Raw genomic sequence first — 14218 nt, 5'->3', positions numbered from 1 at the left:
TAAAGAATGGTTTAAGGGTGCTCCCACAGGGACCGCACTTAAACCGTCAGATTCAGCGGCGCCGTTGAGTTGGGCGGCGCGTTGCAAGTCAGCGCAAGCCCGACTGCCGCAGCCGATACTCCCCCGGCGTCACCTGCGCATACCGAAGGAAAAACCGGCTGAAGTACGCCGGATCCTTGAAGCCCAGCTGATAGCAGATTTCGTTGGCGGAGCTACCGGTGAACAACAGCAGGCGCTTGGCTTCCTGCATCAGCCTTTCCAGGATCAGGCGCTTGGAGGGCAGGTCGGCCAGGCGCCGGCACACATCATTCAGGCGTGCCTCGGTCACGCCAATTCCTTCGGCATAGCGTGCCAGCGGCCAGTGTTCCAGGTAGTGGGCCTCGATCAGTTCGTTGAAGCGATGGAAGATGCGCAGGTCTTCATGGCGGGTCGGCTGCGCGGGCAGTGAGTGAACGCACAGGCGCAGCAGGCGAATCATGATCAGCCGCGTGAGGCTGTCCAGCGCGGCGGCACGCCCTGCCCTCGCGCCGTTGATCTCTTCGTTCAACTCTTCGAACAACCGATCCAGCCCCTGGTCACCCGCCGTCAGCGCCACACAGGCGGCGCCGGAGGCCAGGCTGGGGTCGGCATCGATCAATCCCCACACCAACTGCTGGCGCACCGTCAGCACATGCCCGTCGGCATCCGCCTCAGTGACAAAAGCGTGGGGCACCGTGGGCGGCGTCAGGAAGAACATCGGCCCGGACTCCACGTACTGGCGGTCGTCCAGGTACACCCGCACCGCGCCGCTTTTCACGTAATGCACCTGGAAAAACCGGTCATGCCGATGCACCGGCATGTTGCGCCCGAAAAAGCCCGCCAGGTTGCCGAGCTTGTCGTAATGCACCTCGGCATCGCTGTAACGCTGGTCGTAGACCTGTCCGATGTTGATGTTGGGGATCGGCTTCACGTGGCTCTCTTCTTGTTGTTTTGAGGCTGACCGATTTTGCCACGCTTGACGGTAGTTAACATATTAATTATAACGTTAACAACTTAACGAACTGCCTATGCAGCAGTCGCCACCGTCAGGAGAAACGCATGAGCCGTACCCTGCATGATGTTGCCAGCGGCACCCTGTTCGGCGTTGCGCTGAACTATCAGGGTTTGCTGGACCAGCATCTCGCCGCCTTCCAGCAGGCGCCCTACCAGAAGCCGCCGACCAAGCCGGTATTGTTTATCAAGACCCCGAATACGCGTAATCAGCACGACGCGGTGGTGCTGCATCCCCAGGGTGAACGCCTGCAACCCGGCCCTGCTTTAGGCGTGGTGATTGGCCTGCGGGCCAGCCGCGTCAGCCTGGAAAATGCCATGGCCCATGTGGCTGGCTATGTGGTGGTCAACGAGTTCAGCCTGCCGGAAGACAGCTACTACCGCCCCGCCGTCAAAGCCAAATGCCGCGATGGTTTCTGCGCACTCGGGCCGCATTTGATCCCGCGCGACCAGGTGGCCAACCCCAATCAACTGAGCCTCAGGCTGTGGGTCAACGGCGAACTGCGCCAGGAAAACTCCACCGCCCATTGGGTCCGCGATATTGCGCAGTTGATCGCCGAAATCAGCGAATTCATGACCCTGCACCCCGGCGACGTGCTGATCACCGGCACGCCCGAAGGCCGTGTGGACGTGCTGCCGGGGGACAAAGTTGAAGTCGAGATCAGTGGCGTGGGCCGCCTGGTCAATCATATTCAAGCGGAGACCCCAGCATGAAACGCGCGCGCATTCGCTTTGAAAATGAAATCCACGCGGTACAGGTCGAAGCCGACAACGCCCTGCGCCTGGACGATGGACGCCTGCTCGCCGAGGATCAGGTCGAGTGGCTGCCCCCGGCCACCGGCAACATGTTCGCCCTCGGCTTGAACTACGCCGACCACGCCGCCGAACTGGCCTTCACCCCGCCCACGGAACCGTTGGCTTTCATCAAGTCCGTCGGCACCTACACCGGCCACCGCCACGTCACCTGGCGCCCGGACAACGTCGCCTACATGCACTACGAGTGCGAGTTGGTAGCTGTCATCGGCAAGGCCGCGCGCAACGTCAAGCGTGCCGACGCCCTGGACTACCTGGCCGGCTACACGGTGTGTAACGACTACGCGATCCGCGACTACCTGGAAAACTACTACCGCCCCAACCTGCGCGTGAAAAACCGCGACGCCACCACCCCGGTCGGCCCGTGGATCGTCGACGTGGCCGACGTGCCCGACGCAGGCAACCTGACCCTGCGCACTTGGATCAACGGTGAACTGCGCCAGGAAGGCAGCACCCGCGACATGATTTTCGACATCCCCTACCTCATCGAATACCTGTCCAGCTTCATGACCCTGCAACCCGGCGACATGATCGCCACCGGCACGCCCGATGGCCTGGCCGATGTGGTGCCCGGCGATGAAGTGGTAGTGGAAGTCGAAGGCGTGGGCCGCCTAGTCAACCGGATTGTCAGCGAGGCGGACTTCTTCTCCGCCCGGAAAGAGGCGTAATCAGCATGATCAAACATTGGATCAACGGCCGTGAGGTCGAGAGCAAAGACACCTTCATCAACTACAACCCGGCCACTGGCGAGGCGATTGGCGAAGTCGCCAGCGGCGGCGCCGAGGAAGTCGCCCTGGCCGTCGCCGCGGCCAAGGAAGCCTTCCCCAAATGGGCCAACACCCCGGCCAAGGAGCGCGCACGCTTGATGCGCAAGCTCGGTGAGTTGATCGAGCAGAACGTGCCGCACCTGGCCGAGCTGGAAACCCTCGACACCGGCCTACCGATCCACCAGACCAAAAACGTGTTGATCCCACGCGCTTCGCACAACTTCGATTTCTTTGCCGAAGTCTGCACGCGCATGGACGGCCACAGCTACCCGGTGGACGACCAGATGCTCAACTACACCCTCTATCAACCGGTGGGCGTGTGCGGGTTGGTGTCGCCGTGGAACGTGCCGTTCATGACCGCCACCTGGAAGACCGCACCGTGCCTGGCACTGGGCAACACAGCGGTATTGAAGATGTCGGAACTGTCGCCATTGACCGCCAATGAACTGGGGCGCCTGGCAGTGGAAGCCGGGATCCCCAACGGCGTGCTCAACGTGATCCAGGGCTACGGCGCCACGGCCGGCGATGCACTGGTGCGCCATCCGGACGTGCGGGCGATTTCCTTTACCGGCGGCACCGCCACCGGCAAGAAGATCATGCAGACCGCGGGCCTGAAAAAATACTCCATGGAGTTGGGCGGCAAGTCGCCGGTGCTGATCTTCGAGGATGCCGACCTGGAACGCGCCCTCGACGCGGCGCTGTTCACCATCTTCTCCCTGAACGGCGAACGCTGCACCGCCGGCAGCCGCATCTTTATCCAGGAAAGCGTGTACCCGCAGTTCGTCGCCGAATTCGCCGCCCGTGCCAAGCGCCTGATCGTCGGTGACCCACAGGATCCGAAGACCCAAGTCGGCTCGATGATCACCCAGGCGCATTACGACAAGGTCACCGGCTACATCAAGATTGGTATCGAGGAAGGCGCTACCCTGCTCGCCGGTGGCCTGGACCGCCCGGCCAATCTGCCGGCGCACCTGAGCAAAGGCCAATTCATCCAGCCAACGGTATTTGCCGATGTGAACAACAAAATGCGCATTGCCCAAGAAGAAATCTTCGGTCCGGTGGTGTGCCTGATCCCCTTCAAGGACGAAGCCGAGGCCCTGCAACTGGCCAACGACACCGAGTACGGCCTGGCCTCCTACATCTGGACCCAGGACATCGGCAAGGCTCATCGCCTGGCGCGCGGGATTGAAGCCGGCATGGTATTTATCAACAGCCAGAACGTGCGCGACCTGCGCCAGCCGTTCGGTGGCGTCAAAGGCTCCGGCACCGGGCGTGAAGGCGGCCAGTACAGCTTCGAAGTGTTTGCCGAGATCAAGAACGTGTGCATTTCCATGGGCAGCCATCACATCCCGCGTTGGGGTGTGTAACCCGCGACAATGCGCACTCTAATAAAAACAACTATTCAGGAGAATCATCATGGGCGAAGTGGTCCTGGCGGCGAAGATCTGCCACGTACCGTCGATGTACCTGTCGGAACTGCCCGGCAAGCATCACGGCTGTCGCGAAGCGGCGATTGCCGGCCACAAGGAAATCGGCCGCCGCGCCCGTGAGTTGGGCGCCGACACGGCAGTGGTGTTCGACGTGCACTGGCTGGTCAACAGCGGTTATCACGTCAACTGCGGCGAGCAGTTCCAGGGCACCTACACCAGTAACGAGCTGCCGCACTTCATCAAGAACATGGACTACGCCTACCCCGGTTGCCCCGAGCTGGGTGCACTGATCGCCGCCGAGGCCAACGGGGCCGGCGTGCGCAGCATGGCCCATAACATCCCGAGCCTGGAGCTGGAATACGGCACGCTGGTGCCCATGCGCTACATGCACATGGGCGTGCCGGAGGACGAGAAATTCAAGGTCATTTCCATCGCCGCGTGGTGCGCCTGGCATCGCCTGGAAGACAGCTTTGCCTTTGGCGCCGCCGTGCGCCGGGCCATCGAAAAGAGCGACCGCAAGGTGCTGGTGTTGGCGTCCGGTTCCCTGTCGCACCGCTTCTCGGATGACCGCCAGGCCGAAGCAAACATCCACAACTGGACCCGCGAGTTCGACAAGCAGATGGACCTGCATGTGGTGGAGATGTGGAAGCAAGGCCGCTTCAAGGCGTTCTGCGCGATGCTGCCGGATTACGCCGAGCACTGCTTCGGCGAAGGCAAGATGCACGATACCGCCATGCTCCTGGGGCTGCTCGGCGGACCGGATTATGCCAAGCCCGCAGAGATCATCACGCCGCCGTTCGGCAGTTCGGGCACCGGCCAGATCAACGCGATTTTCCCGTTGTAAACCTGGGAGAAACCCATGCCGCACTTCATCGCCGAGTACACCGACAACATCGAACGACAGGCCGACCTGCCCGGCCTGTTTGAAAAGGTCCACCGCGTGCTGGGAGACAGTGGCGTGTTTCCCTTGGGCGGTATCCGCAGCCGCGGCGTGCGCCTGGACACCTGGCGCATGGCCGACGGCAAGCACGATTACGCCTTCGTACACATGACCCTCAAGGTCGGCCACGGTCGCGACCTGAGCACGCGCCAAGCAGTGGCCGAGGCCGTGTTTGCGGTGATCACCACGCACTTCGCCGAGCTGCAGGCGCAACGCCTGTTGGCGCTGTCGTTCGAAATGGTCGAGCTGCACGCGCAGCTCAATTTCAAGCAGAACAATGTGCATGCGTTCCTGAACAACCCGACGGTCTCCACCGATCACGCAACCCCGTAGGCGCTGGCAAGCCAGCGCCCACGGGCCTCCTCCCACGGCCTCTCAGACAAAAAGTACAACACCATGAGCACAGCCCAATCGACTGCCAGCCGCGTGCTGGCCGAGCACGACCGCACCCATCGTTCAGTGACCTGGCGCCTGATGCCGCTGTTGCTGGTGTGTTACCTGTTCGCCCACCTGGACCGCATCAACATCGGCTTCGCCAAGATGCAGATGAGCAGCGACCTGCATTTCAGCGACACGGTGTACGGCTTCGGCGCCGGGTTGTTCTTTATCGCCTATGCGTTGTTTGGCGTGCCCAGCAACATGGCGCTGGACCGCGTCGGCCCACGGCGCTGGATCGCCAGCCTGATGGTGGTGTGGGGGCTGCTGTCCACCGGCATGCTGTGGGTGGAGAGCGCCCGTGGTTTCTATGTGCTGCGCTTTCTGCTGGGGATGGCTGAGGCCGGATTTTTCCCGGGGATCCTGGTGTTTCTCAACCGCTGGTACCCGGCACGCCGTCGTGCCCAGGTCACCGCGTTGTTTGCCATTGCCGTGCCCATGGCGGGCGTGCTGGGCGGGCCGTTGTCGGGAGCGATCCTCGAACATTTCCATGATGTGGGCAGCCTGCGCGGCTGGCAGTGGATGTTCCTGATCGAAGGTCTGCCGGTGGTGCTGCTCGGGCTGGTGGTGCTCAAGTGGTTGCCGGACGGCTTCGACTCGGTGCACTGGCTGACGGCCGAGCAAAAGCGCCAGTTGCAGACCCAACTGCGCAGTGAGGAACAGCGCAAGACCATCACCTCGTTCGGCGGCATCCTGCGTGACCCGCAGGTCTGGCTGCTGGTGGCGGTGTATTTCGCGGTGATGCTGGCAGTGAACACCCTGGCGTTCTGGATGCCCACGCTGATCCACGGCGCTGGTATCGGCCGCGACAGCCAGGTCGGCCTGCTCAGCGCCTTACCGTACCTGGCCGGATGCTTTTTCATGATCGGCTGCGGGCGTTCTTCCGACCGCCACCGCGAACGTCGCTGGCACCTGTGCGTGCCGCTGCTGATGGCTGCCGTCGGTATCGCCGTGGCGGGCCTGGCGCCGGGTAATCCGCTGCTGGTGATGGGTGGGCTGATCGTCGCCGGCATGGGCGCCAGCGCCGCATTGCCGATGTTCTGGCAACTGCCGCCGGCGTTTCTCTCCAACACCACCCAGGCAGCGGGTATCGCCATGATCAGCTCGTTCGGCAGCATCGCCGCGTTCCTCGCGCCCTACCTGATCGGCTGGATGCGTGACGCCACCCAGAGCGCCAGCTTGGCCCTGTACGTACTCGCTGTATTTATCGCCCTCGGCGGCCTGCTGGTGCTGCGCACCCACGCTGCCATCGTCAACCCCCGTTAAGGACCCTTGCCATGCTCGACTCCCAGCAAATTCTTGCGGCTGCTGCCAACCTGGACCGCGCCGAACGCAGCCGCGAACAAGTACGCCAGTTTTCCCTCGACTATCCAGGCATCACGATCGAAGACGCCTACGCGATCCAGCGCGCCTGGGTCGCGCAGAAGATCAAGGACGGGCGCACGCTCAAGGGCCACAAGATCGGCCTCACCTCGCGGGCCATGCAGGTGTCGTCGAACATCACCGAACCGGACTACGGCGCGTTGCTCGATGACATGTTCTTCGACGAAGGCAGCGACATTCCCTTCGAACGCTTCATCGTGCCGCGCGTGGAAGTCGAGCTGGCGTTTATCCTCGGCAAACCCCTCAAGGGCCCGAACTGCACGGTGTTCGATGTGCTCGACGCCACCGAATGGGTGATCCCGGCGCTGGAAATCATCGACGCACGCATCCAGCAGGTCGACCCGCAGACCAACGCAACACGCAAGGTATTCGACACCATCTCCGACAATGCCGCGAATGCCGGTGTGGTGCTGGGCGGTCGCGCGGTGCGGCCAACCGAGATCGACTTGCGCAAAGTGCCGGCTGTGCTGTACCGCAATGGTGTGATCGAAGAGTCCGGCGTTTCGGCTGCCGTGCTCAACCATCCGGCCAAGGGCGTGGCCTGGCTGGCGAACAAACTGGCGCCCCATGACGTAACCCTGCTACCAGGGCAAATCATCCTCGGTGGTTCGTTTACGCGCCCGGTCGCCGCCCGCCCTGGCGATACATTCCACGTCGACTACGACCTGCTCGGCTCGATCGCCTGCCGCTTCGTCTGAACCCTGGAGGATTGTCATGGACATGCCCGTCAACCGCTTCAAACAACGCCTGCGCAACGGCGAGGTACAGATCGGCCTGTGGCTGGGCCTGGCCGATGCCTATTGCGCGGAGCTGGCTGCCAACGCTGGTTTCGACTGGTTGCTGATCGACGGCGAACACGCGCCCAATCACCTGCAAGGCATGCTCGCCCAGCTACAGGCCGTGGCGCCCTACCCCAGCCAGGCGCTGATTCGCCCGGTGATCGGCGACAGCGCGCTGATCAAGCAACTGCTGGACATCGGCGCCCAGACACTGCTGGTGCCCATGGTCGAAAGCGCCGCCCAGGCCCGCGAGCTCGTGCGAGCCATGCGCTATCCGCCCGAGGGGATTCGTGGAGTGGGCAGCGCGCTGGCGCGGGCGTCGCGCTGGAACAGTATCCAGGGCTACCTCGACCAGGCGGATGATCAGATGTGCCTGCTGGTGCAAATCGAAAACCTTGAGGGCCTGGCGAACCTGGATGAGATTGCCGCCGTCGAGGGCGTGGACGGTGTGTTTATCGGCCCGGCGGATTTGAGCGCGTCGATGGGGCATCGCGGCAATCCTGGGCATCCCGAGGTGCAGGTAGCGATTGAAGACGCCATCGGGCGCATCGTGCAGTCGGGCAAGGCGGCAGGGATTCTGAGTGCCGATGAAAACCTGGCGCGGCGCTATATCGAATTGGGCGCGACGTTTGTGGCGGTCGGCGTGGACACCACGGTGTTGATGCGCGGGTTGCAGGCGTTGGCCGGCAAGTTCAAAAGCGTTCCCACGCCAACCCACGCCGGTAGCGTGTATTAACCCCCTGTAGGAGCCGGCTTGCCGGCGATGACGATCTTGAAGACGCTATCGCCGGCAAGCCGGCTCCTACATAGGGTTGTGCGGTGCTGACTCAACGCTTGATGTTGATGTTCTTCAAGTCATCCAGCAGACCCAACAGGGTCTGCAACTTCTCTTCGCCCAACTGATCCTGCAAACGCTGGTAGTTGGCCTCCATGCACTGGCTCATGGACTCGAAACTGGCCTTGCCCTTGTCGGCCAGGGTCACCAGTACCCGGCGCTGGTCTTGCTCTGCTTTGCGCCGGTGCACCATACCGGCGGTTTCCATGCGCACCAATACGCCGGTCATGCTCGGCTTGAGGATGCAGGCCAGTTCCGCCAGCTGGTAGATCTCCAGCTCACCGTACTGTTCAAGGATGCGGATGATCCGCCATTGCTGTTCCGTCAGGCCGTGTTCGTTCAAGGACGGGCGGAAGAAACTCATCGCGGCTTCGCGGGCTTGCAGCAGGGTCAGGGTCAGGGACTGGCGAGGTTTGAGCATAGGAATCAGGGTCACGACGTATTTAGTTAATAATTTAACGAAACTCTAGCATTCCCTGCCAGCGAGCGCGCTATAACTTGTCTATCGCACCGCCCATGGCGCGCAGAATCAAAAGCCTGGGCACGCAGGATCAAGACTTCCATCCCGCCAGGGCCCCTAATGGAGGCATCCGCTTTAGAGCCTTCCTTCACCTTTTCAGGCTGCGCCATGATCAACATCGAAACCCCGACGTATTACACCGCCACCAAGAAATACAACCTCAGCTTCCCGACCCTGGAACAGGACATCGACGCCGACGTCGTGGTGATCGGCGGCGGTTTCTCCGGCATCAACACGGCCCTGGAACTGGCGGAAAAAGGCTTCACCAATATCGTGGTGCTCGAAGCGCGCTACCTCGGTTTCGGCGGCACCGGACGCAATGGCGGGCAGATCATGGCGGGCATCGGCCACGATCTGGAAAAGATCAAGAAGGACGTGGGCGAAGACGGTCTGCGCCAAGTGTTCGAGATCAGCGACCTGGGCGCCGACATCATCAAGAACCGCATCGCCAAGTACAACATCGACGCTGACTTCTGCCACGGCTACGGCTACATGGGTTTCAACGCCCGCCAGGAAAAAACCCTGCGCGCCTGGGAAAAGGACTTCAAGTCGGTCAACAGCCAGCACGAGATCCGCTTTCTCGGCGGCTCGGACGTGCAGCAGATCATCGGTTCCAAGGCCTACAGCAGCGCCCTGCTGCACATGGGCGGCGGGCATGTGCACTCGCTGAACCTGCTGTTGGGCGAAGCCACCGCACTGGCCAGCCATGGCGTGCGGATTTTCGAGAACAGCCCGGCGCTGGAAGTCAGTTATGGCGAACGCATCACCGTGCGTACCGGCCGCGGTTCGGTGCGCGCGAGCAAGCTGCTGTGGGCCTGCGACAGTTTCCTCAACAAGCTGGAGCCGGAGCTGCACCGCTCGACCATCAACACCTACGCGTTCCAGATGATGACCGAGCCGTTGTCCGAGGAACTGATCCAGCGCATCAGCCCGATTCGCGGGGCCTACAGCGACATTCGCCCGGTGATCGATTACTACCGCGTCACCCACGAGAACCGCCTGCTGTTCGGCGCCGCCACGCCGCTGGTGGAGCATATTCCCGGCGACCTCAAGGCCTGGAACCGCACCCTCATGCTGAAGATCTTCCCCTACCTCAAGGACGTGAAGATCGACCTGGCCTGGGGCGGCCCCATGGCGTGCAGCCCCAACCTGTTCCCGCAGGTCGGCACCTTGCCGGGGCGCAGCAACGCGTTTTTCGTGCAGGGCTACTCCGGCTTCGGCGTGACGCCCAGCCACATCATCTGCAAGGTCCTGGCCGAAGGCATGAGCGAAGGCTCGGCGCGCTATGACCTGGTCAGCTCGATTCATCGCCCGACCATCATCGGCAAGGACGCGATCCGCCCCTTGCTGCTGACGGCGGGCAAATCCTGGCACCAACTGTCCGGTTATTGGAACGGGCGCCGCTAAACCACCCCCCTGTAGGAGCGGGCTTGCCCGCGAAAATCGTTAACGATAACGCGGGCATTCCGATTGATCGCGGTGCCATTACGTTTTTCGCGAGCACGCTCGCTCCTACATTTTGTCCTCATCAGGAGCAACGCCATGACTCTCACGACCCTCAAGCACAACATCCAGCTGTCGGAACTCGACGCCTGGGGCACTGTGACCGACCTCGGCTCGCAGATTCTCGAAGGCGAAGTGCGTGCCTTCGGCAAGATGACCTTCGGCGCGCCCACCGACCCGGTCAGCAGCGCCTATTTTGGCACCACCCAGGGCAAATTCCGCATGGTCTACCCCTTCGCCGAACACGCCACGGTGGTGACCGGCGAAGTGCGGCTCACCGACGAGTCCACCGGCCAATCCACGCACTACAAAGCCGGTGACAGCTGGTTCGTGACCAAGGGCACGCCAGTGTTGTGGGAAGTGCTCACCGAAAGCTTCGTTAAACACTACTTCGCCGTCGTATAAAGGAGACATTGCCATGACGAGTTCTTCTGACTGGATCACCGTCGGTGCGCTGGCCGACGGTTTCGCCCCGGACGCTTTCATCCTGCCCAACCTCGCCGACTTGGCGGGCCAAACCTTCACCCTGCATTTCGCCAACGGCTGGCAGATCGAGCACCGTTTCGAGCAGGACCGCCTGGCCTGGCACGCCGCTGACGGGCACTCCAGCGGCAGTGCGCCGTACCGCGCCACCTCGATCCGTCCAGGGCTGTATCTGGTGGACTTCATCAAGCACGAGGCCGGGCACAGTTGGTCGATCAGCCTGGTGCTGGACGCACCGAACGCCTCATTCACGGCGGTGATCGGGCGCCTGCCGGACCACGCCGAGACTCACGAAGGCCTCTATCACCGGGCCCTCGCCGGGAAACCGCTGACCTTGGTCGAAGTCGACTTCCTCCATGGCAGCCTCGACCGCCCGTGGCAGGCCGGCCACTGCCTGCATGCGCCCACCGACGAACTGGTGGGCCTGCGCAACCACTACCGCTACAGCCCCAGCGAAGTCTACGAACACATCTACCTCAACGAGCGCTTCTACGCCTGGCAATGCCTCAAAGGTGTAGAACAAGGCCTGTGCGACACCGACCGCTGCCACTCCTACAAGATCGCCGAGCAGCTGTATCTGTTCGTATGGCAGGAGAAGATCGTGCCGACCCTCGGCCTGGTGCTGATCGACCTGCAACAACACCGCAGCGACGGCAAGATCTTCGGCTATGCGGGTGCGTCCTTCGATGCGCTGTCGAACTTCCCCATCAGCTCGTATTGCCAGGTGCTCAACCGCACGGAGTATCCCGATGACTGAGCCGCGCACGGTGGTGATTACCGGCGCCGGCACAGGCATCGGCGCAGCGTGTGCCCGGCTGTATGCGCAGGAAGGTGCACGCCTGGTGCTGATCGGTCGGCGCAGAGCGCCGTTGGAACAGGTTGCGCAGGACACGGGCGGCCTGATCCTGGTGGGTGATGCCGCCTGCCCGCAGACCTGGGACGGGTTTATCCACCAGATCCGCGAGCAACACGGGCGCCTCGATGTGCTGCTCGCCTGTGCTGGCGGGCATGGCCTGGGCAGCGCCACCCAGACCAGCCCGAGCACCTGGGAAAGCGCCCTGCGCAGCAATCTAGACAGCGCGTTCTACAGCGCCCGCGCCTGCTTGCCGTTGTTGCAGGAAAGTGCGGGGAATATCGTGTTGATCGGCTCCATCGCCGCATTGGCGGCGGGGCCTGAGGTGTGCGGCTACACCACGGCCAAACACGCGTTGCTCGGGCTCAATCGCTCGCTGGCGCGCGACTATGGGCCGCACGGCGTAAGGGTGAACGCGGTCTGCCCCGGCTGGGTGCGCACACCTATGGCCGATGCGGAGATGCAGCCGCTGATGGAGGCCTTTGGCGACACGTTGCAGCAAGCCTATGACCGGGTCTGCGCCGACGTGCCGCTGCGACGGGCCGCCAGTGCCGACGAGATCGCCAAGGTGTGTCGCTTCCTGGCTTCCAGTGATGCGTCCATCATTACCGGGGCGACGGTGGTGGCCGATGGCGGTTCCAGCATTGTCGATGTGCCCACGCTGGCTTTCGCTCACTTGGAGAATGCCCATGAATGACCTGGATTTCAGCGGGCAAGTGGTGCTGGTCACGGGCGGCGCCCAGGGCATTGGCCGAGGCATCGTCAAGGCGTTTGCCCAACGTGGCGCACGGGTGGTAATCGCCGATCGGCAGCGGGAACAGGCTCAGGCGGTGGCGACTGAGTTATCCGCGCAGGGTTGCCGAGTTACAGCGGTGGGCGTCGACCTGGCCGAATCCCAGGCTGTGTTTGAGTGCGTTCAAGGGCTGCCGCAGCTGGATATTCTGGTGCACAACGCCGGGTATTTTCCTTTGACGGCTTTTGAAGACATCACCCCGGACCTCCTGCAGCGCACCCTGGCGGTTAACCTGTCGGCGTTGTTCTGGCTGACCCAGGCCGCATTGCCGGCGTTCCGCGCACAAGGCCGGGGCTGCGTGCTGGTGACCTCTTCGGTGACCGGCAACCGTGTCGGTTATCCGGGCCTCAGCCACTACGCGGCGTCCAAGGCCGGCGTCAACGGTTTTATCCGCAATGCAGCGCTGGAACTGGCGCCGCTGAATGTGCGGGTCAATGGCGTGGAACCGGGCATGATCGCCACGCCGGCGATGGCCAACCTGGGCGATACCGCGTTGAACGTCACCATCGCCAGTCGCGTGCCACTGGGGCGTTTGGGAACAGCGGCGGATATTGCCGGCGCCATGCTGTTTCTTGCCTCCGACCTCGCCGGCTACATCACCGGGCAGACCCTGGTGGTGGACGGCGGGTCCACCCTGCCAGAAGTCTGACCTTCCTACGCCCCCACCGCCTGCATGCGGCTCGAACGGAAATCCTTGGGCGACACCTCGAACTGCTTCTTGAACGACCGGCTAAAATGCGCCGAATCGGTAAAACCCCACTTGTAGGCTATCGAGGTGATCGACTCACTGCGCAGGAACGGGTTGGTCAAGTCATCCGCACTGCGTTTGAGCCGCGCGCGCTGAATGTAGCGGCAAACGCTGTCGTCCTGCTCTTCGAACAGACGGTACAAGTGGCGTACCGAAATGTTCAGGCGGTTGGCCAGGCCGATCGGGCTGAGGCCAGGCTGGCTCAGGGACTCATCAATAACCTTCTGCACATAACTGCGCAGGTTGTTGCCCTGCAGCAGTGCCAAGCCTTCGCGACACTCGTCGCCCTGCTCCAGGGCCGAGCCCAACAGCGATACAAAAGCGCTTTGCAGCGCCTCCACTTCACCCGCGCCGTCTTCGGTGTCGTCCTTGCACAATTGGTCCATCAGCACATGCAGCATGCGCCCACAGGCTTTGGTCGAGGAGATCTTGCCGAAGGCCCGTGCGTCGCCGCCCAGGTGCTTGCACACCTGCGGGCGCGACAATGACAGCGAGGCGTGTTCGATCAGGCCGAAGGGGGTGATTTCGATGGAGCCCACCGAGTCCATCAGCAGCATCTCGCCGGGGGCCAGTTGCAGGGCCTGGCCGTTCTGCACGATCTGCGAGTAGCCGCTGCGCTGGCTGATCAGGAAACAGTCCTGGTCGTTGTCATGGTCGGCGTGGTGCGCCGGGCGTTTGATCAGCCCGGCATTGGTGCGCAAGAGGGCCAGGCCGCGCGGCAGGTCTCTGATCTCGCCGATGAACAATGAGCGGTTGAAGGCCAGTTCTGTGTCGAAATACCCGCACGCGGCGCGTAGCTCGCGGTTCCAGGTGTCCAGCCCGTCGTGTGCATGCTGTGGGATGCTCATGGGGTGTCTCCGCAATGGCTTCTTTTTGTTGTTCTGGTGCAATAGTTAACATGTTATCT

Annotated in this window: 16 protein-coding genes; 13 read left to right on the top strand and 3 right to left on the bottom strand. The window is 62.6% G+C overall.

Annotation, left to right across the window (positions count from 1 at the left end):
* Window positions 1-88: 88 nt before the first annotated feature.
* Window positions 89-949 carry a 4-hydroxyphenylacetate catabolism regulatory protein HpaA gene (gene hpaA, locus AC4PS7_RS16150; protein ID WP_021491053.1) on the bottom strand — a complete coding sequence of 287 codons (861 nt, stop codon included), beginning with the start codon at window positions 947-949 and terminating at the stop codon, window positions 89-91.
* Window positions 950-1077: 128 nt separating this feature from the next.
* Between hpaA and AC4PS7_RS16145 the strand changes: the two genes are divergently transcribed.
* The 8 genes from AC4PS7_RS16145 to hpaI all read left to right on the top strand — a co-directional run bounded on the left by AC4PS7_RS16145 (window position 1078) and on the right by hpaI (window position 8312).
* Window positions 1078-1743: a fumarylacetoacetate hydrolase family protein gene (locus tag AC4PS7_RS16145; protein WP_010209260.1), complete on the top strand. Its 666-nt coding sequence runs from the start codon at window positions 1078-1080 to the stop codon at window positions 1741-1743.
* Window positions 1740-2510, top strand: coding sequence for a fumarylacetoacetate hydrolase family protein (locus AC4PS7_RS16140; RefSeq protein WP_042572072.1), 771 nt, complete (start codon window positions 1740-1742; stop codon window positions 2508-2510). Before AC4PS7_RS16145 ends, AC4PS7_RS16140 begins: the two co-directional genes overlap by 4 nt.
* A gap of 5 nt (window positions 2511-2515) precedes the next feature.
* The gene (hpaE, locus tag AC4PS7_RS16135; RefSeq protein ID WP_021491056.1) at window positions 2516-3976 is read left to right on the top strand and encodes a 5-carboxymethyl-2-hydroxymuconate semialdehyde dehydrogenase; all 1461 of its coding nucleotides are present in this window, start codon (window positions 2516-2518) and stop codon (window positions 3974-3976) included.
* A gap of 49 nt (window positions 3977-4025) precedes the next feature.
* Entirely contained in the window at window positions 4026-4883 is an 858-nt protein-coding gene (gene hpaD / locus AC4PS7_RS16130) for a 3,4-dihydroxyphenylacetate 2,3-dioxygenase (RefSeq protein ID WP_010209257.1), read from the top strand.
* 15 nt (window positions 4884-4898) lie between these two features.
* Window positions 4899-5312, top strand: coding sequence for a tautomerase family protein (locus AC4PS7_RS16125; RefSeq protein WP_047540712.1), 414 nt, complete (start codon window positions 4899-4901; stop codon window positions 5310-5312).
* 63 nt (window positions 5313-5375) lie between these two features.
* Window positions 5376-6680, top strand: a complete 1305-nt coding sequence (locus AC4PS7_RS16120) for an MFS transporter (protein ID WP_010209254.1) — start codon at window positions 5376-5378, stop codon at window positions 6678-6680.
* A gap of 11 nt (window positions 6681-6691) precedes the next feature.
* Complete coding sequence (gene hpaH / locus AC4PS7_RS16115) at window positions 6692-7495, top strand: 2-oxo-hept-4-ene-1,7-dioate hydratase (RefSeq protein ID WP_010209253.1); 804 nt, start codon at window positions 6692-6694, stop codon at window positions 7493-7495.
* Window positions 7496-7511: 16 nt separating this feature from the next.
* A complete protein-coding gene (hpaI, locus tag AC4PS7_RS16110; RefSeq protein ID WP_042572074.1) occupies window positions 7512-8312 on the top strand; it encodes a 4-hydroxy-2-oxoheptanedioate aldolase in 801 nt (266 codons plus the stop codon).
* Between the two features lie 91 nt (window positions 8313-8403).
* Here hpaI and hpaR read toward each other — a convergent pair whose 3' ends face one another.
* Window positions 8404-8832, bottom strand: coding sequence for a homoprotocatechuate degradation operon regulator HpaR (hpaR, locus tag AC4PS7_RS16105; RefSeq protein WP_010209251.1), 429 nt, complete (start codon window positions 8830-8832; stop codon window positions 8404-8406).
* Between the two features lie 207 nt (window positions 8833-9039).
* Between hpaR and AC4PS7_RS16100 the strand changes: the two genes are divergently transcribed.
* The 5 genes from AC4PS7_RS16100 (at window position 9040) to AC4PS7_RS16080 (ending at window position 13212) form a co-directional block, all read left to right on the top strand.
* Complete coding sequence (locus AC4PS7_RS16100; RefSeq protein WP_305469160.1) at window positions 9040-10338, top strand: NAD(P)/FAD-dependent oxidoreductase; 1299 nt, start codon at window positions 9040-9042, stop codon at window positions 10336-10338.
* A gap of 135 nt (window positions 10339-10473) precedes the next feature.
* Window positions 10474-10839: a cupin domain-containing protein gene (locus AC4PS7_RS16095; RefSeq protein WP_183703246.1), complete on the top strand. Its 366-nt coding sequence runs from the start codon at window positions 10474-10476 to the stop codon at window positions 10837-10839.
* A gap of 13 nt (window positions 10840-10852) precedes the next feature.
* Window positions 10853-11674 carry a molybdenum cofactor biosynthesis F family protein gene (locus AC4PS7_RS16090; protein WP_042572075.1) on the top strand — a complete coding sequence of 274 codons (822 nt, stop codon included), beginning with the start codon at window positions 10853-10855 and terminating at the stop codon, window positions 11672-11674.
* A complete protein-coding gene (locus AC4PS7_RS16085; RefSeq protein ID WP_021491061.1) occupies window positions 11667-12467 on the top strand; it encodes an SDR family NAD(P)-dependent oxidoreductase in 801 nt (266 codons plus the stop codon). The genes AC4PS7_RS16090 and AC4PS7_RS16085 overlap by 8 nt, the downstream gene beginning before the upstream one ends.
* Window positions 12460-13212 (top strand): SDR family oxidoreductase, encoded by a 753-nt coding sequence (locus tag AC4PS7_RS16080; protein ID WP_392397726.1) that lies wholly within the window; start codon window positions 12460-12462, stop codon window positions 13210-13212. Before AC4PS7_RS16085 ends, AC4PS7_RS16080 begins: the two co-directional genes overlap by 8 nt.
* Before the next feature lie 5 nt (window positions 13213-13217).
* Here the strand turns inward: AC4PS7_RS16080 and feaR are convergent, their stop codons facing one another.
* Window positions 13218-14159: a transcriptional regulator FeaR gene (gene feaR / locus AC4PS7_RS16075; RefSeq protein WP_010209242.1), complete on the bottom strand. Its 942-nt coding sequence runs from the start codon at window positions 14157-14159 to the stop codon at window positions 13218-13220.
* Window positions 14160-14218 lie beyond the last annotated feature (59 nt).

The organism is Pseudomonas sp. DW-iso3, from assembly GCF_058725305.1.
This window is presented reverse-complemented; position numbering and strand designations above follow the sequence as displayed.